Source organism: Bacillus sp. OTU2372, assembly GCF_038440275.1.
Taxonomy (GTDB): Bacteria; Bacillota; Bacilli; order Bacillales; family Cytobacillaceae; genus Neobacillus; species Neobacillus bataviensis_B.
Map to the genome: position 1 here is coordinate 202,768 of NZ_JASATK010000001.1, position 17,045 is coordinate 219,812.

Below are 17,045 nucleotides of genomic sequence, written 5' to 3' on the forward strand. Positions count from 1 at the left end.
CAATCATCTATTTAATCTCAGAAAGGATAGTAGCCGGTATGAATATAACCTATTTAACGTTGCTTCTATTATCGCTGGCAAGCTTTCGGCTGACGAGATTGCTTGTTTTCGATCGAATCTTTGAGTTTATTCGCGAACCTTTTTTTGACGAAGTAAGGGAGGAACATGAAGGGGAAGTTGAAATTTATTATGTTCCAAAAAAAACAGGAATTAAGAAGTTTATAGGGGAACTGCTTAGTTGTTATTGGTGTACAGGAGTGTGGTCAGCTGCCTTTATAGTCAGTTTTCATTATATCTGTCCAGAACTTTCTAGACCATTAATCTTAATTTTAGCAGTGGCAGGTTTTGCTTCCCTGTTGGAGTTATGTGTGCAGCTTTTTATCGAAAAATAATGCTTTCGTGGAGACAAGATTCATTAATTCGACATATTCTAACTAGTAGTAAACATTGAAAGGGGAGGGAGAAGTGAACAATAAAAACCAAAACCAAAACCAAAACAAACAAATGACGCAATCCAATCGCAAATCGACAACTACTAAAAAGAATCAAGGCTGCGGATGCAGTAAAAAAACTTCAAAGTAACGGAAAAACTGCTGGTAAAACTGGCAGTTTTTTTAATTTAAGCTGCCAAGGTTATTCAGTCATAATTTTGCAGGATATTGAAAAAACTAAAATAGTATTCAAACACTCAACGGGACAAGGAAAGTGAAGCATATGAAAGCGGCATATCGTTTGATTGTAAGTATGAGTTTATTTTTATTGACGGCATGTTCTCAAAATCAGCCGGTAAAAGAAAGCCAATTAGCGCTCATAAAAACAACAAATCCGACCCCGCTTGGTACGGAGCGGAAAAACAATAGTGATCGGGTAGAGGATATCAAAAGAGATGTTAGTTCTTTACCGGAGCTGTATGACGTTGCGGTTATAAAAGGAGAAAAAGATACATTAGTGGTCTATAAGGTAAAGCATATGCAGAGATTTAAAATGAAGACAATCGAAAAGAATCTAAATAAGAAGCTAGAAAAAAATCATCCAAAGGAAAACTTTACAGTATCAAGCGATTATAAGATTTTCTTGGAAGCTGTCAGGCTGAACGAGGGGATGAAATCAGGAAGGTTATCACATTCTAAGGCTGAAAAGCGTTTAGAGGAAATTGTTAAGATGACGGAAGATATGAAGTAAGAAAGGATGTATCGGAATGGCTAGCAAGCAGAAAAAGATGACCCCTCAGCAGAAAAACTATCAAACACTCCAACAAAAACATGAACTGAAGCGTCCAGTTTTAAAAAATTGTATTAAAGCATTTTTAGTTGGCGGGATTATTTGCATGATTGGCCAAGCTGTCAGTTATTTCTACATATATTATTTTAACTTCACCGAGCAGAGCGTCGGAAACCCTACCGTTGCAACAATGGTCTTTTTTTCGATGTTGTTAACTGGTTTTGGCGTCTATGACCACATTGGCCAATTTGCTGGTGCAGGGAGTGCGGTACCGGTAACCGGGTTTGGGAATTCAGTAATCTCTGCAGCCATCGAACACCGAACTGAAGGGTTTGTACTCGGTGTAGGTGGAAATATGTTTAAACTCGCAGGTTCAGTGATTTTATTCGGAGTATTTTCAGCGTTTGTTGTTGCATTAATTAAGACGCTACTTGTGATGTGGGGGGTTTTGTAATTGTTAAAGGGGCACCAATCGTGGGTTTTTAACAATCGGCCAATGATTACAGCAACAGGTGTAACAGGGGGACCGTTTGAAGCAAACGGCAACTTAGCGAGTGACTTTGACCTGCTGTACGAAGATTTATGGATGGGACAAGAATCTTATGAAAAAGCCCATCGGTTATTGCTGGAAGAGGCGATCAAAGCAGCTTTAAAAAAGGGGAATATCCAAAAAGAACAGGTTCAGTTTTTATTAGCAGGTGACTTACTTAATCAGATCACTCCGACAAGTTTTGCCGCAAGGACCATGCAGATTCCCTATTTCGGTTTATTTGGCGCCTGCTCAACATCCATGGAGGGTTTAGCCTTATCTTCCTTTATCGTTAATTATCAAGGGGCTAACTATGTTTTGACAGGTGCATCCAGCCATAACTCTGCTGTCGAAAAACAGTTTCGCTATCCAACCGAATATGGTGGACAAAAGCCACCAACTGCACAATGGACGATTACAGGTGCAGGAGTAGCGCTGGTTGAGAAGAATAAATCTGGTAAAAATCATCCGGTGACTACGTCGGCAACAATTGGAAAAGTTATTGATATGGGTTTATCAGATCCTTTTAATATGGGAGGGGCAATGGCTCCGGCAGCTGTGGATACCATTACCGCTCATTTTCGTGATTTACAATTAGACCCATCTTATTATGATTTAATTGTGACCGGTGACCTAGGGCGAATTGGTCATGATACTGCTTTTGAATTGCTAAATAAAAATGGATTGAAATTGGACAAAAAACAATTTCAGGATTGTGGATTATTGATGTATAAAGATGACCAGCCTGTTCAAGCTGGTGGCAGTGGAGCAGGGTGTTCCGCAACTGTCTTATATGGACATTTACTAAATGAAATGAAAAAGGGGACTTATAAACGAATATTAGTCGTCGCTACAGGAGCATTATTGTCCCCGCTAAGCTTTCAGCAAAAAGAGTCCATTCCATGTATTGCCCATGCTGTTTCAATTGAAATGAATGGTGAAAAGGGGTGAGTCGATGCTTGCAATGTTTTTTTGGGCCTTTGTTGTAGGCGGGTTAATCTGTGTAGTGGGGCAATTATTATTTGATGTAGCGAAACTCACACCTGGCCATACCATGAGTTTGCTGGTGGTTGCTGGAGCGGTCTTAGATGGATTAGGCTTATATGAGCCACTAGTTGACTTTGCAGGTGCCGGAGCAACGATCCCAATTACCAGTTTTGGTAATTCTCTTGTTCATGGGGCACTCCAAGACGCTAAGGCACATGGGATTATTGGCGTTTTAACTGGGATGTTCCAAGTAACAAGCTCTGGTATTTCTGCTGCAATTATTTTTGGGTTTATTGGCGCACTAATTTTTAAGCCAAAAGGGTGAAATACTCATTTTTATAGCCAATTTTCCCATAAGGCTGTCATGCCTAGTACACATGATTAAGTAATTTCATATGTTATTAATGAGATTACCGAAAGTGAGGTGACAGTCTATGTGCTTTGGATACGGCGGCTACGGCTACGGCGGCGGTTTTGGCTACGGTTCCACTTTCGTGCTTATCGTAGTATTATTCATCCTTTTAATCATTGTTGGCGCAAGCTTCTATTAATAGACAATGAGATGGAGGGGGCTGGACCTAAAAAGGGCCAGCCCTTTCTGTTATTTACATAAAAGCTTTTGATTGTCCGAAAGCAAGGTGACTTCGGACAGAACTCGCTTCAAAAAGCTATTGATTGTCCGAAGGTAAGGCATCTTCGGACAGGACTCGCTGCCAAAATGTTTTTTATTGTCCGAACACAGCAATTATTCGGACAATACCAGCATGAATCCACTGATGACAGTTGAATACATAACCTTAATCTTTGTAGTCAATTTCATCACATTCACCTTTTTTTCCCAACTTCATAGAATAAAGTAGTCTATGAAGGAGCGTGAAATTTTACCATGGATAATGGGTTCTTTAAGAATATAGAAAAGAAAACAGGCGTTAATATGAAAGATATTTTTGATTTAGCTAACTCCCTACAAAATGCTAACTTTAAAGATGAAAAAACAGTTCGTAATGTCATCCGGAGAGTTTCTCAAATTGCCAACAAACCGGTAAGTAAAGACATGGAAGATCAAATTGTGAAATCGATTATTAACGATGGAAAGCAGCTTGATTTTAACACGATTGCTCAAATGATGAATAAAAAATAAAAAGAGGAATGACCAATTGTTTTTACAAATTGGTCTTCCTCTTTTTATTGATGGGAGCTAAAAATCTGGAACGATTAGCTTTCTTTCCTCGCCTGTTACTTGGAATGGAGATTAACAGCTCCTCCTTTGCTCTTGTCATCGCTACATAGAATAATCTTCTTTCTTCTTCAAGCGGAGCATTATCGCCGGCTCGGTAAGATTCAAGGGCAAAGTCGTGCGGTAAGCTGCCGTCTACAGCACTTATCATATAAACGGTATTATATTCCAGCCCTTTAGCCCGGTGGATGGTACTAAGCGTGATCGCGTCAGTGAAATGTCTGCTCATATTCTTAATTTCCTTATTCATGGCCGACATATGCAGTGCGTGTTCCAACAAAGCCTCTATTGTTGTAAAGCTTTTGGCTGCAACTTTAAGATCTTTTAGGTCATCAGAGCCTTTTTCAAGCTTACTCGATTCATTCCCGCGTTTCTTTAGAAAATCTAGGAATCCAATTTCTTTTTCGATTTGTTCAATCGCAACAGACGGAGATAAATGTTTAAGCCCGCGGATAAGGGTAACCGCCTTTTTTAATTTTTTCTCTTGAAAAGCGTGAGCAGTTTTTAGGTGCGAAAGGGCCTCCAGAAGGCTGCAATCCTTCAGAATGCTTTCGGCTTTTAGGTCTTTAAGGACTGATTGTTTTAAAAATAATAAGGGCAATAAATCGCTCATGGCATTCGGGTCGTCTTCATTTAAACTTACCTTTAAAAAGGCAAGGGCGCTTCTAACGATAAAACGATCGTAAAATGCTTCGGCATCTTGATCAATTTTAAAAGGGAGGTTCGAGGCGGCTAATCTTTCAAAGACTGCCCGCGAGCTGACATTTGTCCGATAAAGGATGGCAAAATCCCCCGGTTTCGCACCTTGTGAAATTTTCTCCTGTATATCGGTAATAATCATTGTAGCCTCTTCTTCTTCATCATATGGAAAAAATAATTGAGGAAGGATCCCCGAAGCGTATTGTGCTTCCATGCGTTTTAATCTGCGTTTTTTATTAAGGGCAATCATTTGATTAGCTGCAGCAACAATTTCATGTGAAGAACGATAATTCTGCTCAAGAGTTACTAATTTTGCCTCAGGAAAGTCTTTTTCAAAATCTAAAAGATAACTTGGGTCGCTGCCCCTGAATGAGTAGATGGCCTGGTCATCATCACCAACCGCACAGACATTTTTATGTTTGTCAGATAAAAGTTTAATCAGCTCATATTGAACCCTGTTTATATCTTGAAATTCATCAATTAGAAAGTATTGGAACTTGTCTTGGTAATACTCTAGAAGGGGAGGAGATGAAATAAATAACTGATAACAGCCAATTAACATATCGTCAAAATCAAATAATCCTTCTTTTTGTTTATATTCTTCATATTTTTTATATAAAAACACCGCGCATTCTTCCCAATCAGATGTGGGTTTAACTTCATGCGGCATGAGAAGAGAATTTTTCCAAAAACCAATTTGCTGCAGTGCTAAATCATAGGCAAATTCCTTTTCAGACAATTGGAGGTCTTTCCCAGCCTCTTTAAGGATTTTATCGCGCTGCCAATCCTTCTTGAGTAATTTATTTGAGGACCAATGGGCGGCATCATGGAACATTAAGATTCGATAAAAGATACTGTGAAAGGTACCGGTAACAAGTTGATTGATCTTTCCCCGCTGCATATTTGGATAGGAAAGCAACCGATTTTTCATTTCTGCAGCCGCCTTGGAGGTGAAGGTTACAAGCATAATAGAGCCAGGATCGGCGTGTTTCACCTCGAGCATGTAAGCAGTCCGCGCCGTTAAAACACGCGTTTTGCCGCTCCCTGCTCCTGCTAGGACTAATAACGAGCCATCTGTTTCCATGACGGCATCCACTTGGCTTTTATCAAGCACTACTCCTTTTTCAGCAAGCAGTCTTAAATAGGTTGGCAGTTCCTGTCCAACATTTTTATTAGTTGGTGTATAAGGAAGAGAGTATTCAATCGGTTTAGCATGCTGAAATAGTTCTAGGTTTGTATTTGTCGCGGTAATGGTCCGTCCTTGGGGGATTTTGAAACCATTCCGCTCGATATAAAGTGGAGCATCATCTGAATCTATAATGGGGTCAGGATCAAGGCATTTTTTTTCGGGTGTATGGACATGAAAAAAATGCGGCTCCATCTGTATTCCTAGAAACAATTTTACCTTTTCATGACAGGTGGGGCAGTCAAGTTCTCCATTTTTCCCTGCTAAGTAAATTTTTTGATACTGATCTCGAGCCAATTGTGAGAGTGTAATTAGCTGTTTTTGGTAGATAGCTGTTTTCATATATTTAAAACCTCTATTTCGCGAAAATAACACATGTTCTATCTTAACAAAACCGGCCAGCTTCGGAAAGTGTTTGATTAATTATCCAGCTAAAAGAAGCACCTGCCGGTTAGTCGGCAAGTGCTTCTGTAGGAATTTGTTTTACCATCGTTTTATGAGGAATCCCTGCATCCAAAAATTCTTCCGATACTACCTCATAACCAAGTCCGGCATAGAAGGGAATCGCATGGGTTTGGGCATTCAGTTTTAATTTGTGCAAGCCTTGTTTCCGGGCGAAGGTTTCGATGGCATTCATCATCAATCTCCCCGCTCCGGTCTTACGAGCTTCTTTTAACACACAAATTCGTTCGACTTTACCATAACCATCAATGACACGGAATCTACCGGCAGCAAGGGGATTGGCTGTATCTCCATACATAACAAAATGAGTTGCTTCATCCTCGTATTGGTCTATTTCCTCTTCGATTGGAACATTTTGCTCCTTAACGAAAACAATTTTTCTAATAGAAAAGGCGTCTTCAAGTTCTTTTTGATTTTCAACCACTTTGATTTTCACGTCTTACTATTCCTTTCCAAGCCGAAATGTTTCATATACGGTCCAAGAACCATTTTCTAATTGATAAAGCAGATGAAAGCGGTCAATCGTTTCTTCATGATCAATCTTTGTCATCCGGAGTGACCCATAAACGTCAGAGTGTTCATCATTTGACAGCTTTTGGCCAATCGTAATATGAGGGACAAAGGCATATTCTGTATTTTCATCATTCAATTCGCGATTGATTTCTGAATGTAGGGTGGAAAGCTCGTCCGTTGGTTCCACCTTAAAATAGATTACATTATTTACGGGCTTGAAGGAACTGATTTTCGCCGTTTTTAAAGTAAAAGGGCCAGTTTTTTCAGCAATTTTACGTAGTTTATCAGCAAAAATCTTGGCATTTTCTTCTGTGGCTTCAAAAGCACTTTTTAATGTCAAGTGCGGAGGAATAAGAGCATAATGCGGATCGTAACGTTTACGATAAGAATTCACTACATCTTGAAGCTTTTTCGATGGGAAAATGACAACACCAAATTTCATGCGGTTACCTCCAATATTGAAATTATTTTACAAAAACATTGATAAAATCGCTTTCAATTATTATAGCAAATTTTCTAAATATATTAAATAAATTAAAATATCTATAAGAAGTTCTAAAAAAACATTTTAAGCGCCCGCTTTAAATCAGGCTGCCAATAGGTCCATGTATGGGTACCATTAAATTCTTCAAAAAAGTATGTAATTGGTTTTGCTTGTATTTTTTTGGCAAGAACCCTGTTTGGACTTAAAAAGTTTTTTACTTTTCCGTCTGTAGTTGGGACCTTTGTTTCTTGAGTTCCAATCACATGATAAATTTCTAAAAGCTGCCCTTCTTTAAAATTTTCTACTAAATTGAGGACATCCTCATCGACATATGGTGATTGAAGCAATACTTTTCCAAAGGAATGCGGATAGTGGACCGCCGTCATTAAGGAAACAGTGGCACCAAGAGAGTCACCAATTAATGCCCTGGTGGAACCCATCTGATAGGTTGGAAATTCCTTATCTAGAAAGGGAACTAATTCGTGTGCTAGAAAACGAATATACTGGTGGTTTTGATCACCATCGGGATGGTATTTGCGACGTCGGTCGTTTACATTCTTATAGGGTACCCCAACTATAATTAAATTTTCAATTTCTTGTTTAAAAAGTAATTCATCTGCTAATCGTCCGATTCGGCCAAGCTGAAAATAATCTCTGCCGTCCTGAGCAATTAGCAGTGAGTATTTGAAAAGTGGTGAAAAGTTTACAGGCAGATAGATAAGAAGCTGCATCGTTTCTTGTAGTTCTGAGCTATGAAAGGTATATTCTTTGATTGTGCCTTTTGGATACTGCATGGAAAGCCCCCCGTAGTTCGTTTGATTCAACTGCATTTTATCATAACTAGAAAGAAGTTGCTTAATAGGGTAGGGAATGGTTGTGGGAGGTGGGGTAGGTTTAATGGAGGTACGTTCTAGGTGAACGAGTTTCCGGCATAATTGATAAAATGTTCTCGCGTTTAAAGGTCCGAATTTGTTTCCGAAGCAGGCAATAAGCACGAATGTAGTCATCGTTTATTTCTTTCACGATTAGCTTTCTTTGGGAAAGTTCTTGGTTTTCAGCAAGATAAATCATCTCAATTGGCATATGTTCTTCGATTGAGCGTATTAAAAGGCCATCCATGGTAAACACTCCTTTTGGTTTATAATATATATTATAACCGAACATTAGTTCTTTATTCAAGTTGATAAGGAACAAGTGTTCCTATTTCGTTTTTTTAAAAAGTTGATTAAAATGGTATTGACATTCTGAGCATTTTCACTATAATTAAATTTGTAGCTTAATAAGAGATCTGTTAGCTCAGCTGGGAGAGCGCAACCTTGACAGGGTTGAGGTCGGGGGTTCGAACCCCTCACAGGTCATAACTAGTCCTAACATCTACGGTGTTAGGACTTTTTTTGTTTTTGGCTTTTACCAGAAAAATTTTGATTCCACCTTTCATCCAAAGGATATGAGTTTACGTTCTTAAATGTAAAATATATACGAGTGATTTCGGAGAGTTTTAATCGTAAATAGCTTATAATCCATAATGATGAAGGTTATTCAAATGAATAATAGTGTTCAAAGAAAATTGTCATGATCTGCTCTTTATTGAGTTTAGAATTGTTTTTCTGGTATGATTTCTTAATAGAGCCGTTTTTTTATATAAACTTAGATACAGTGCTAATCATTACCATGTTATTTTAATCAAATTTATTAGGAAGTGTGTTAATAGTATGAATTCGCCAGATGAACTTGCAACGGCAGATGTTAATTTTAAAGAACTAGATCATTCTGCTCTTTCTCAAAACATTCATTTATTTTTAAATAGTTTAGATAAAAATGGGGAATCACGCTTGCCACAACTTGCTTATCTTGCAACAAGGCATGCCATACGACAACTTCAACTCCCTCCAGGACAAACAGTACTCGAAAGGGAAATGGCTGACATCTTGGGGATGAGTAGAACGCCGGTTCGTGAGGCTCTCGTGCGTTTAGAGATGGAGGGGTGGGTACGGCTCATACCACGTCGCGGGTTTGTTGTAGCACCCATTGTAGCGCATGATCTCCAACAAATTTATGAAGTAGTAGAAGCGCTTGATGGGATTTCTGGCAGCTTGGCTACCAAGCGTGCTACCTCTGAAGAATTAGACAAACTTGACCATTTGATTGAGGAACAAGAAAAGGCACTAGACTCTGAAGATTTACTTTTATGGACTGACCTTGATGAGCAATTTCATCAACTCATTGTCGATTTAGCCCAAAATCCCCGTCTTAGAGTGGTTATGGATAGTCAATCTGATCAACTATATCGTGCCCGGTTATATACGATTAAGCACCGGCCTAAACCAACACGCTCCATAATGGACCACAAAGCCATTGTTGCTGTTATGAGGGCATCAGAACCGGATGCTGCACGATCAATGTTACAATCCCACCGTTATAGAGCCCGTAGTGAAATTTTAAATATTATCCGATCTCTGACTTAATTAGTGGTAAATAACTTAGATATATGTAAAAGAAAACTTCCTACATAAAAGAAAAAGGCTGTAGAGATTTTCAAGAAATCCGCCACAGCCTTGGCTGGAAAAAATATATAAGCTAGATTACATAATTACATAGTTTCCCGATATTCTCTACTTCCACAGAAACAACGTCACCTGACTTCATTGGACAACTGCCAGAAGGTGAACCAGTTGCCAAAACATCACCGGGCTCGAGTGTCATAACCTTTGATATCCAACTGATAAGAAAAGGAATGGAAAGTGACATCTGATTAGTATTACCCTCTTGTACGACTTTACCATTTAGGGTTGTAACTATTTGTAAATTGGTTGGATCTATACCCGTCACGATACACGGACCTAAAGGACCAAAAGTGTCAAACCCTTTGCCGCGTGTAAACTGGGGATCGGTTTTTGTAAGATCTCGTGCCGTTACATCATTAAAGATTGTACAGCCGAAAACATAATCCAATGCCTCTTCTTCTTTTATATTTTTGCCGCGTTTTCCAATAACAAGTGCAACTTCCCCCTCCAATTCAACCTGCTTGGTTAAATCGCTTGATGGAAGAATGATTTCACCGTGATCTGGAATCAAGGAAGATGTCGGCTTTAAGAACAAAAACGGTTCCTTGAGATTGGCCTTTCCTCCAGTTTCTTTTGCGTGTTCAGAATAGGTCCACCCGAAATTAATTACTTTTGAGGGTGCAACAGGTTCCAAAATTTTCACATCACTATAGTTAACTCTTACGCCATCATATTTTAGTACATTGTTAACTACTTCTATAAAATTACTCGATAATTGTAGAATTGCATCATGCTCAACCACTCCGTAATATACTTCCCGGTTATAATTCTCATAGCGAACTATCGTTTGTGTTTTTTGTAGTACCTGCATTACCATACCGCACCAACTCCATCTATAGATAAAATAATTGCAGCTCCTCCAACCAATTACAAATCCAGATTCGTCATCGCTAAAGATGTCAAATACGAATCTGTCTTAAACCGGTTTTTTAAGACTATGATTTCCATCTTAATCTAGTAAAACGGTTGAATGCGTTTCCACTTACAATAAAAAAATAATTTTATATAGTACACAAATTTGAGAATGCTAACATTTTTTATCATATCCAAAAGACATCATGTGACGGAAAAACTCACTTGATGAATCGTACTTGCTGGCTTATCAACTCGTATTGTTCATCCTTCTTTTTATTGAACTCCACTTTATTTTCTTCAAAGATGTTATTTCCTTCTGCGTCAATGGAAACAATCAGAGGACCGAACTCATTCACTTCACATACCCAAAGAGATTCAGGCATTCCAAGGTCTTTCCAATGTACTTCTTTGATTTGTTCAACCTTTGTTGCCGCAAGAACAGCATTTCCTGCTGGGAATACGAGGTGCAGCGCTTTATGAGTCTTACATCCTTCTTCGGTGTTTTTCCCCATTCCACCTTTTCCAACAATGAGTTTAACACCTGTTTCTTCGATAAATTCCTTTTCAAACTTTTCCATTCTCATGCTGGTTGTGGGACCAACAGAGACAATCTCGTATTGATCATTTCCAAGGTCTCTAACAATAGGACCTGCATGGAAAATAGCTTTACCCCTAAGGTCTACAGGTAAAGGGATTTTTTCCTCGATGAGTCTTCTGTGTGCAACATCTCTGCAAGTAACCAGTGTCCCTGTCAGGTAGATGATGTCTCCGATTCGGATATTTTTAAGATCTTCATTCTTTATAGGTGTTGTTAAAACTTTCTTACTCATAGTGTTACCCCCTCGTGAGTACTAATTTCATAGTTCAAATTACTATCGAAGGTGATCTTTCCTCTTCTATGGGACCAGCATCCTGTATTAACTGCAACTCCAATTGTAGAAGGATGTCTTGCTGTATTCACAACATTTACACCCATGACAGATTTAGATCCCTTAAGTCCCTGAGGTCCAAGGCCAATAGCGTTAATTCCATCTTCAAGAAGTTTTTCCATCTTAGCCGCGTTTTCATTTTCATTATGACTTCCAACAGGTCTCATAAGGGCTAACTTTGAATTTAAGGCAGCTGTTTCAACAGAAGTACCGACGCCAACACCTACAAGAAGTGGAGGGCAAGCATTAAGTCCATAACTTGTCATGCGGTCAAGTACAAATTTTACTACGCCTTCATAGCCTTCCCCGGGCATTAGGACTGTTGCCACTCCAGGGAGGGTACATCCGCCCCCTGCCATATAAGTATAGATTTCCACTTTGTCACTGTCTTCTTCGATTTCCCAGAAGATACTAGGTGTACCGTTGCCGATATTCTTTCCTGTATTGTACTCATCGAATGTCTCTACAGAATTATGACGCAAAGGGGTTTCTTTGGTCGATTTATACACGCTATCCCTTAGAATGCTATCCAACTGCCCAATCAAGGGGAAGTTCTGTCCACACTTTACAAAAAATTGAAGAACTCCTGTATCTTGACATGAAGGTCTCTTTAACTCGTAAGCTAGCTTCTGGTTATCAAACATTGTTTTGTAGATGATTTTTGCAAGAGGATTATTTTCTTCTTCGCTCAATTCTTTCAGTTTTTTTTCTACATCATCAGGAAGCTTGTAGCTGACGAGCGATATAAATTTGGCCATCATCTCAATCATCTTTTCCTTTTGCTGTATTTTATCCATAGTAGCTGCCATAAATTAACTCTCCTTCTCTATCCTTAATGTTTAGTCACCAAATAGTTAGGTGATTTAGGAATAACTTATACGTTTATTATTAAACAACGTATACATTAGTGTCAATGGTTTTTGTGTGACAAATATTACTTTTTGATGACTAACATTTAAAAATCCTTATTATTATTGAGTTTTATGTGTAAATTTTGTGAATTTAAATAATAGGGTAAGTGAAAACTAAAATAAATTATTGACATTAACGTATACATTAAGCGATAATTGTTGTAAGGGTTTTCAGTAAAATTGAAGGAGGTAGACGAATGTCAGAAAAAAATGGTTTTCGTATAGCAACTGTCCCGTGAGATACTTGAAAAGAGATAGTTTGAAGAATACTGCGATCAACTTGCATTAGTACCAAAATGTTAATGAAGAATAATAGATTGTTATATAGGAATTCATCAGGAGAATAATCAGGACTTGGTGATAGAGTCTTTCAAATAAGGTACATAACAGAGGTTATCATCCAATACTTGATAGTCGAAATAAGGTTTCTGAATAAAAGAATGGTCATACTTTTTCCATAACTAGTATTCGAAAAGATTGAAAGTTTACCAGTTTATCTAAGGATAATGTTCACATATTTAGGGAGGGAATCTTATGAGTGTTAACTTGCAAGATTTGAGAGCGATTACCAAAAAAACTAATTTTCGTTATTTGACTTTGGCTATATTATTTATCACGACAGCAGTTAACTATATCGACCGATCGGCGCTAAGTGTAGCTGCCCCTGTAATGAACAAGGATTTACAATTAGATGCCGTAGCATTGGGAATCGCTTTCTCTGGGTTCAACTGGGCCTATGCCTTTCTGCAAATCCCAGGAGGATGGTTATTGGATCGATTTGGGGCCCGTGTTGTTTATGGGATTGGGTTGTTCCTATGGTCGCTATTCACCTTTTTTCAAGGGTGGGTTAGCGGTTTCCTAATGTTATTCCTTCTACGATTCGTCGTAGGGGCTGCAGAAGCTCCTTCGTTTCCGGGAAATAGCAGATTAACAGCCATGTGGTTTCCTCAGCATGAACGTGGCAGGGCAGTTTCCGTCTATAATTCTGCCCAATATTTTGGACTAGCTTTGTTTACACCAGTGTTGGCTTTGCTTCTACAGAAGTATGGTTGGCATATGATATTCTATATTGCAGGTATCGCTGGCATTGTGGTCTCGTTCTTTTGGTTCAAACATATCCATGAGCCCAAAAAGCATCCAAAAGCAAATCAAGCCGAAATTGACTATATTCTTGAGGGGGGCGGTCTGGCGAATGCAGGGGATAAACCGATAAAAATAAGGTGGGCCCATGCAAAACTCCTGTTGACCAACCGTCAAATGGTAGGAATTTATATAGCGCAATTTTGCCTAAATACAATTGTTTGGTTTTTCTTAACCTGGTTCCCTACGTATCTTGTTGAAGAAAAACATATGTCTATGCTCAAGGTTGGATTTATGGCTTCTATTCCATATGCAGGCGCCTTTTTCGGCGGAATCATTGGCGGATATATATCGGACTACTTGTTAAAGCGCGGGAAGTCTCTCGGAGCAGCACGTAAAACTCCAATTATCATTGGGTTCTTGTTTTCAAGTGTTATCGTCTTGGCAAACTATACTTCATCTCCAGCACTTATCATGCTCATCATGTCAGTTTCCTTTTTTGCCAAAGGGATGGCAGGTGCCACTTGGACTCTAGTTGGCGATATGTCTCCAAAAGAAATTATAGGACTGAGCGGCGGTATCTTTAATACATCGGGTAACTTGGCAGGTATCGTGATTCCTATCGTAGTAGGATATATTTTGAGTACAACGCATTCCTTTAGTGCCGCATTATTCTTTATTGGCGGAGTATTGTTAATCGGAGCATTTTCTTACATTTTCATCGTGAACAAAGTTGAACGACTTGAATTACCTCCTGAACTAAAAGAGGAAAAGCAGCCTCAATTAAAGGTACAGGCATAAAAAAGTTCAAGCACTAAAAAAGGCTAGCCTACATTGGCTAGCCTTTAATCATATTGGGTGGACAAATAGGTGAATATTTTAATAGATTAATTTTTATTACAAAAGTAGTAATAAGTTGTTCTATACTTACATGTTTGTTTGCTCTCACAGGTCACCATAGAAGCCTAACATCATCCAATTAGGCTTCTATGTTTTTTTTGCCTAATAAAGAACCCGCCATAAGTAAAACGTAGCATAGGCCTGCCAGCCGGACCAGCTTAATGAAAGTTCCATTAGTTCTTCCTTCGAAGGCTTTTTCTCCGAACCCCTCATGAACTTGATCGCGTTATGCAAACCGACATCATCAATCGGAAAAGCTGTCGGAAACCGTAGGCAGCGCATTAAAACGTAATTGGCTGTCCAAGGACCAATCCCGCGTATCTTAATCAAACTTTTTTCCGCCTCTTTAAAGTCCATAGCCAATAGTTTTTCTTTAGAAAGTTCACCATTGTCCATTAACTTGGCAATGCCAATGATGTATTCACTTTTTCTCACAGTCATTTTAATATCCGCTAAATCCTCCGGTGATAATTTACTTATTTGTTTATAGGCAGGGAAGGTCCAATATTTTTTATCATTCCATTCAATGGATTCCCCAAATCTTTCAACAAACTGTCTTTTTAGCGTGTAGGCAAATGCTAAATTAATTTGCTGCCCTAAAACGCCCCAACAAAGAGCCTCGAACAAATCCGGCACACCAATCACTCTTAATCCGCGAAATTCTTGGACTGGTTTTTCGAGCAGCGGATCTCCTTTGGCCATTTCGTAAAATGGAGATAAATCCCGCTCTAAATCAAACCATTCCCAAATGAAACTAAAAACTTTTCTCCATTCTTTTTCGTCTGGTGTAGAATCTATAAACTGGACAATCATTTGGTTTTTATCATTTACGTGCATCTGAACAAGTCTGTTGGCTGCCCTTGTCTGAACTACTCTTGTAATAACATTATTTTCAATGTCATACATGCATTCATTCTTATTTCGTCCTAAATAGCCAAGATTTGCAGCCATATCAAAGTCTAGCGGTAAATTAATATAAAGCTTATCATTCTCAACAAACCAATTATTTTCACTTACGTTTATCAAAATTATCACCCGCATTCATTTTCTATTATTATCACAAAAAATGATTTCGTAATCTTGCTTTTCTATTTTGAAAATAAGGCTATTTCTATTTGGGGTGCGTTATAATATGGTAGAGGTGGAACAATGAGTGGACAAAAAGATTTTGATAACGGAATGATAACAGCTGAAAAATGGCGGGCAATTATTGAAAATGACGCTTCGTATAATGATTCATTTTTTTACGCGGTAAAAACCACAGGGATATTTTGTAAACCCTCCTGCAAGTCACGTGTTCCCAAAAAAGAGAATGTTCGAATCTTTCAAAGTTCTGAACAAGCCATGGCAGCCAATTTTCGCCCTTGTAAACGCTGCAAGCCCACTGAACAAAACCTGCCTGACCAAGAATGGATCAGTACGATTACTAATCATATCAATGAAAATTATCATAGCAAACTGACGCTTGAAACCCTGGCAATCATCAGTCATGGAAGTCCCTACCATTTGCAGCGAACCTTTAAAAAAGTTACAGGAACGACTCCTGTTGAATATATTCAGGAAGTTAGGATTGGAAAGGCTCAAGAGCTTTTAGTAAAGTCTGACCGAGCAGTTACGGATATATCTAGAATGGTAGGTATCCCTAATACACCATATTTTATAACACTTTTTAAAAAGAAGACGGGAGAAACACCTGCACAATACCGTCAGTCAAAATATATCACGGAGGAATCGGAAAGTGAAATCTCAGACTAAGCCGACTATTTATTGGTCAATATTAAACTATAAGGATTGGAAGATGTACATAGCGGCTACCTCAAAGGGACTTTGCTTTGTAGGTTCTCAGGGTATGCCGTTTGAAGAATTAAAATCATGGGCCAACAGACGGTTTCCAGGAAGTCCCCTTAGTGAAAGTCAGGAAACGCTCATGAAGTATGAGGGAGAATTGTTTGAATATCTTGACGGCAAACGGAAGACCTTTACCATTCCGTTTGATTACAATGGAACCGACTTCCAACTATCAGTTTGGAACGCTTTGTGTGAGATCCCCTACGGTGAAATCAGATCTTATTCCGAGATAGCCAATAAAATAAACAAACCCGCAGCTGTTCGGGCAGTAGGTACAGCAATTGGCGCTAACCCCATTTTAATAACCGTGCCTTGCCATCGAGTGGTTGGAAAGAACGGAGCTTTGACTGGTTATCGTGGCGGTTTAGAGATGAAGACCCGGCTTCTGGAGCTGGAACGACAAGGATTATCACAATAAAAAAGGGTGTCAAACAACTAATTTTCATCAGTTGTTTGGCACCTTTTATTAGTTTAAGTTTCTTTTACAGTTAATAATTTGCTTTACGCAAATTGAAACACTCTATCTGCAAGTGAGAGTAGACTATCCGCAAGTAGGAGTAACTTAACCGCAAATTGAACCCTCTATTTGCAAGTGAGAGCAGACTATCCGCAAATTGAAATACTCTATCCGCAAGTAGTA

General features: G+C 38.8%; 20 protein-coding genes and 1 tRNA gene. 12 read left to right on the forward strand and 9 right to left on the reverse strand.

Going from position 1 to position 17,045, the window contains the following annotated elements:
* Positions 1-38 precede the first annotated feature (38 nt).
* From AAHB15_RS01075 to AAHB15_RS01105, 7 genes are all read left to right on the forward strand, one after another.
* Complete coding sequence (locus AAHB15_RS01075; protein WP_342041589.1) at positions 39-392, forward strand: DUF1360 domain-containing protein; 354 nt, start codon at positions 39-41, stop codon at positions 390-392.
* 322 nt (positions 393-714) lie between these two features.
* Complete coding sequence (locus tag AAHB15_RS01080) at positions 715-1,182, forward strand: YhcN/YlaJ family sporulation lipoprotein (RefSeq protein WP_335573537.1); 468 nt, start codon at positions 715-717, stop codon at positions 1,180-1,182.
* 16 nt (positions 1,183-1,198) lie between these two features.
* The gene (spoVAC, locus tag AAHB15_RS01085) at positions 1,199-1,675 is read left to right on the forward strand and encodes a stage V sporulation protein AC (protein WP_144567495.1); all 477 of its coding nucleotides are present in this window, start codon (positions 1,199-1,201) and stop codon (positions 1,673-1,675) included.
* A complete protein-coding gene (gene spoVAD, locus AAHB15_RS01090) occupies positions 1,676-2,701 on the forward strand; it encodes a stage V sporulation protein AD (protein ID WP_342041590.1) in 1,026 nt (341 codons plus the stop codon).
* 4 nt (positions 2,702-2,705) lie between these two features.
* Positions 2,706-3,062, forward strand: coding sequence for a stage V sporulation protein AE (gene spoVAE, locus AAHB15_RS01095; RefSeq protein ID WP_144567497.1), 357 nt, complete (start codon positions 2,706-2,708; stop codon positions 3,060-3,062).
* A gap of 109 nt (positions 3,063-3,171) precedes the next feature.
* Positions 3,172-3,288 carry a YjcZ family sporulation protein gene (locus AAHB15_RS01100; protein ID WP_144567498.1) on the forward strand — a complete coding sequence of 39 codons (117 nt, stop codon included), beginning with the start codon at positions 3,172-3,174 and terminating at the stop codon, positions 3,286-3,288.
* A 335-nt stretch (positions 3,289-3,623) separates the two neighbouring features.
* Positions 3,624-3,878: a stage VI sporulation protein F gene (locus AAHB15_RS01105; protein WP_098528385.1), complete on the forward strand. Its 255-nt coding sequence runs from the start codon at positions 3,624-3,626 to the stop codon at positions 3,876-3,878.
* A 22-nt stretch (positions 3,879-3,900) separates the two neighbouring features.
* Here the strand turns inward: AAHB15_RS01105 and AAHB15_RS01110 are convergent, their stop codons facing one another.
* The 5 genes from AAHB15_RS01110 to AAHB15_RS01130 form a co-directional block, all read right to left on the reverse strand.
* A complete protein-coding gene (locus tag AAHB15_RS01110; RefSeq protein WP_342041591.1) occupies positions 3,901-6,201 on the reverse strand; it encodes an ATP-dependent helicase in 2,301 nt (766 codons plus the stop codon).
* A 109-nt stretch (positions 6,202-6,310) separates the two neighbouring features.
* A complete protein-coding gene (locus AAHB15_RS01115) occupies positions 6,311-6,757 on the reverse strand; it encodes a GNAT family N-acetyltransferase (protein ID WP_335573510.1) in 447 nt (148 codons plus the stop codon).
* Positions 6,758-6,763: 6 nt separating this feature from the next.
* Positions 6,764-7,276 (reverse strand): YjcG family protein, encoded by a 513-nt coding sequence (locus AAHB15_RS01120; protein ID WP_335573509.1) that lies wholly within the window; start codon positions 7,274-7,276, stop codon positions 6,764-6,766.
* A gap of 113 nt (positions 7,277-7,389) precedes the next feature.
* A complete protein-coding gene (locus tag AAHB15_RS01125) occupies positions 7,390-8,112 on the reverse strand; it encodes an alpha/beta hydrolase (protein ID WP_342041592.1) in 723 nt (240 codons plus the stop codon).
* Between the two features lie 100 nt (positions 8,113-8,212).
* Positions 8,213-8,437 (reverse strand): hypothetical protein, encoded by a 225-nt coding sequence (locus AAHB15_RS01130; RefSeq protein ID WP_335573507.1) that lies wholly within the window; start codon positions 8,435-8,437, stop codon positions 8,213-8,215.
* 166 nt (positions 8,438-8,603) lie between these two features.
* On the opposite strand from AAHB15_RS01130, the gene AAHB15_RS01135 reads away from it, so the two are divergent.
* Together AAHB15_RS01135 and AAHB15_RS01140 are read left to right on the forward strand one after the other, a co-directional pair.
* Positions 8,604-8,676: transfer RNA gene (locus AAHB15_RS01135), tRNA-Val, on the forward strand.
* 354 nt (positions 8,677-9,030) lie between these two features.
* Complete coding sequence (locus AAHB15_RS01140) at positions 9,031-9,783, forward strand: GntR family transcriptional regulator (protein ID WP_342041593.1); 753 nt, start codon at positions 9,031-9,033, stop codon at positions 9,781-9,783.
* Positions 9,784-9,895: 112 nt separating this feature from the next.
* Here AAHB15_RS01140 and AAHB15_RS01145 read toward each other — a convergent pair whose 3' ends face one another.
* From AAHB15_RS01145 to ttdA, 3 genes are all read right to left on the reverse strand, one after another.
* Entirely contained in the window at positions 9,896-10,693 is a 798-nt protein-coding gene (locus AAHB15_RS01145) for a fumarylacetoacetate hydrolase family protein (protein WP_342041594.1), read from the reverse strand.
* A 262-nt stretch (positions 10,694-10,955) separates the two neighbouring features.
* Complete coding sequence (gene ttdB / locus AAHB15_RS01150; RefSeq protein ID WP_342041595.1) at positions 10,956-11,567, reverse strand: L(+)-tartrate dehydratase subunit beta; 612 nt, start codon at positions 11,565-11,567, stop codon at positions 10,956-10,958.
* On the reverse strand, positions 11,564-12,475 hold the full coding sequence (gene ttdA, locus AAHB15_RS01155) for a L(+)-tartrate dehydratase subunit alpha (RefSeq protein WP_335573503.1): 912 nt from the start codon (positions 12,473-12,475) through the stop codon (positions 11,564-11,566). The genes ttdB and ttdA overlap by 4 nt, the downstream gene beginning before the upstream one ends.
* Before the next feature lie 636 nt (positions 12,476-13,111).
* On the opposite strand from ttdA, the gene AAHB15_RS01160 reads away from it, so the two are divergent.
* The gene (locus AAHB15_RS01160; protein ID WP_342041596.1) at positions 13,112-14,458 is read left to right on the forward strand and encodes an MFS transporter; all 1,347 of its coding nucleotides are present in this window, start codon (positions 13,112-13,114) and stop codon (positions 14,456-14,458) included.
* Between the two features lie 201 nt (positions 14,459-14,659).
* Here the strand turns inward: AAHB15_RS01160 and AAHB15_RS01165 are convergent, their stop codons facing one another.
* Complete coding sequence (locus AAHB15_RS01165) at positions 14,660-15,508, reverse strand: DNA-3-methyladenine glycosylase family protein (RefSeq protein ID WP_342041877.1); 849 nt, start codon at positions 15,506-15,508, stop codon at positions 14,660-14,662.
* Between the two features lie 198 nt (positions 15,509-15,706).
* On the opposite strand from AAHB15_RS01165, the gene AAHB15_RS01170 reads away from it, so the two are divergent.
* Positions 15,707-16,312: a bifunctional transcriptional activator/DNA repair enzyme AdaA gene (locus AAHB15_RS01170; protein ID WP_342041597.1), complete on the forward strand. Its 606-nt coding sequence runs from the start codon at positions 15,707-15,709 to the stop codon at positions 16,310-16,312.
* Positions 16,296-16,823 (forward strand): methylated-DNA--[protein]-cysteine S-methyltransferase, encoded by a 528-nt coding sequence (locus AAHB15_RS01175; RefSeq protein WP_335573500.1) that lies wholly within the window; start codon positions 16,296-16,298, stop codon positions 16,821-16,823. The genes AAHB15_RS01170 and AAHB15_RS01175 overlap by 17 nt, the downstream gene beginning before the upstream one ends.
* The last annotated feature ends 222 nt before the right edge of the window (positions 16,824-17,045 follow it).

Coding starts and splice junctions, on each gene's coding strand:
- AAHB15_RS01075 (WP_342041589.1), top strand. CDS start 39: ATGAATATAACCTATTTAACGTTGCTTCTATTATCGCTGGCAAGCTTT.
- AAHB15_RS01080 (WP_335573537.1), top strand. CDS start 715: ATGAAAGCGGCATATCGTTTGATTGTAAGTATGAGTTTATTTTTATTG.
- spoVAC (WP_144567495.1), top strand. CDS start 1,199: ATGGCTAGCAAGCAGAAAAAGATGACCCCTCAGCAGAAAAACTATCAA.
- spoVAE (WP_144567497.1), top strand. CDS start 2,706: ATGCTTGCAATGTTTTTTTGGGCCTTTGTTGTAGGCGGGTTAATCTGT.
- AAHB15_RS01100 (WP_144567498.1), top strand. CDS start 3,172: ATGTGCTTTGGATACGGCGGCTACGGCTACGGCGGCGGTTTTGGCTAC.
- AAHB15_RS01105 (WP_098528385.1), top strand. CDS start 3,624: ATGGATAATGGGTTCTTTAAGAATATAGAAAAGAAAACAGGCGTTAAT.
- AAHB15_RS01110 (WP_342041591.1), bottom strand. CDS start 6,201: ATGAAAACAGCTATCTACCAAAAACAGCTAATTACACTCTCACAATTG.
- AAHB15_RS01120 (WP_335573509.1), bottom strand. CDS start 7,276: ATGAAATTTGGTGTTGTCATTTTCCCATCGAAAAAGCTTCAAGATGTA.
- AAHB15_RS01125 (WP_342041592.1), bottom strand. CDS start 8,112: ATGCAGTATCCAAAAGGCACAATCAAAGAATATACCTTTCATAGCTCA.
- AAHB15_RS01130 (WP_335573507.1), bottom strand. CDS start 8,437: ATGGATGGCCTTTTAATACGCTCAATCGAAGAACATATGCCAATTGAG.
- AAHB15_RS01140 (WP_342041593.1), top strand. CDS start 9,031: ATGAATTCGCCAGATGAACTTGCAACGGCAGATGTTAATTTTAAAGAA.
- AAHB15_RS01145 (WP_342041594.1), bottom strand. CDS start 10,693: ATGCAGGTACTACAAAAAACACAAACGATAGTTCGCTATGAGAATTAT.
- ttdB (WP_342041595.1), bottom strand. CDS start 11,567: ATGAGTAAGAAAGTTTTAACAACACCTATAAAGAATGAAGATCTTAAA.
- ttdA (WP_335573503.1), bottom strand. CDS start 12,475: ATGGCAGCTACTATGGATAAAATACAGCAAAAGGAAAAGATGATTGAG.
- AAHB15_RS01160 (WP_342041596.1), top strand. CDS start 13,112: ATGAGTGTTAACTTGCAAGATTTGAGAGCGATTACCAAAAAAACTAAT.
- AAHB15_RS01165 (WP_342041877.1), bottom strand. CDS start 15,508: ATGGCTGCAAATCTTGGCTATTTAGGACGAAATAAGAATGAATGCATG.
- AAHB15_RS01170 (WP_342041597.1), top strand. CDS start 15,707: ATGAGTGGACAAAAAGATTTTGATAACGGAATGATAACAGCTGAAAAA.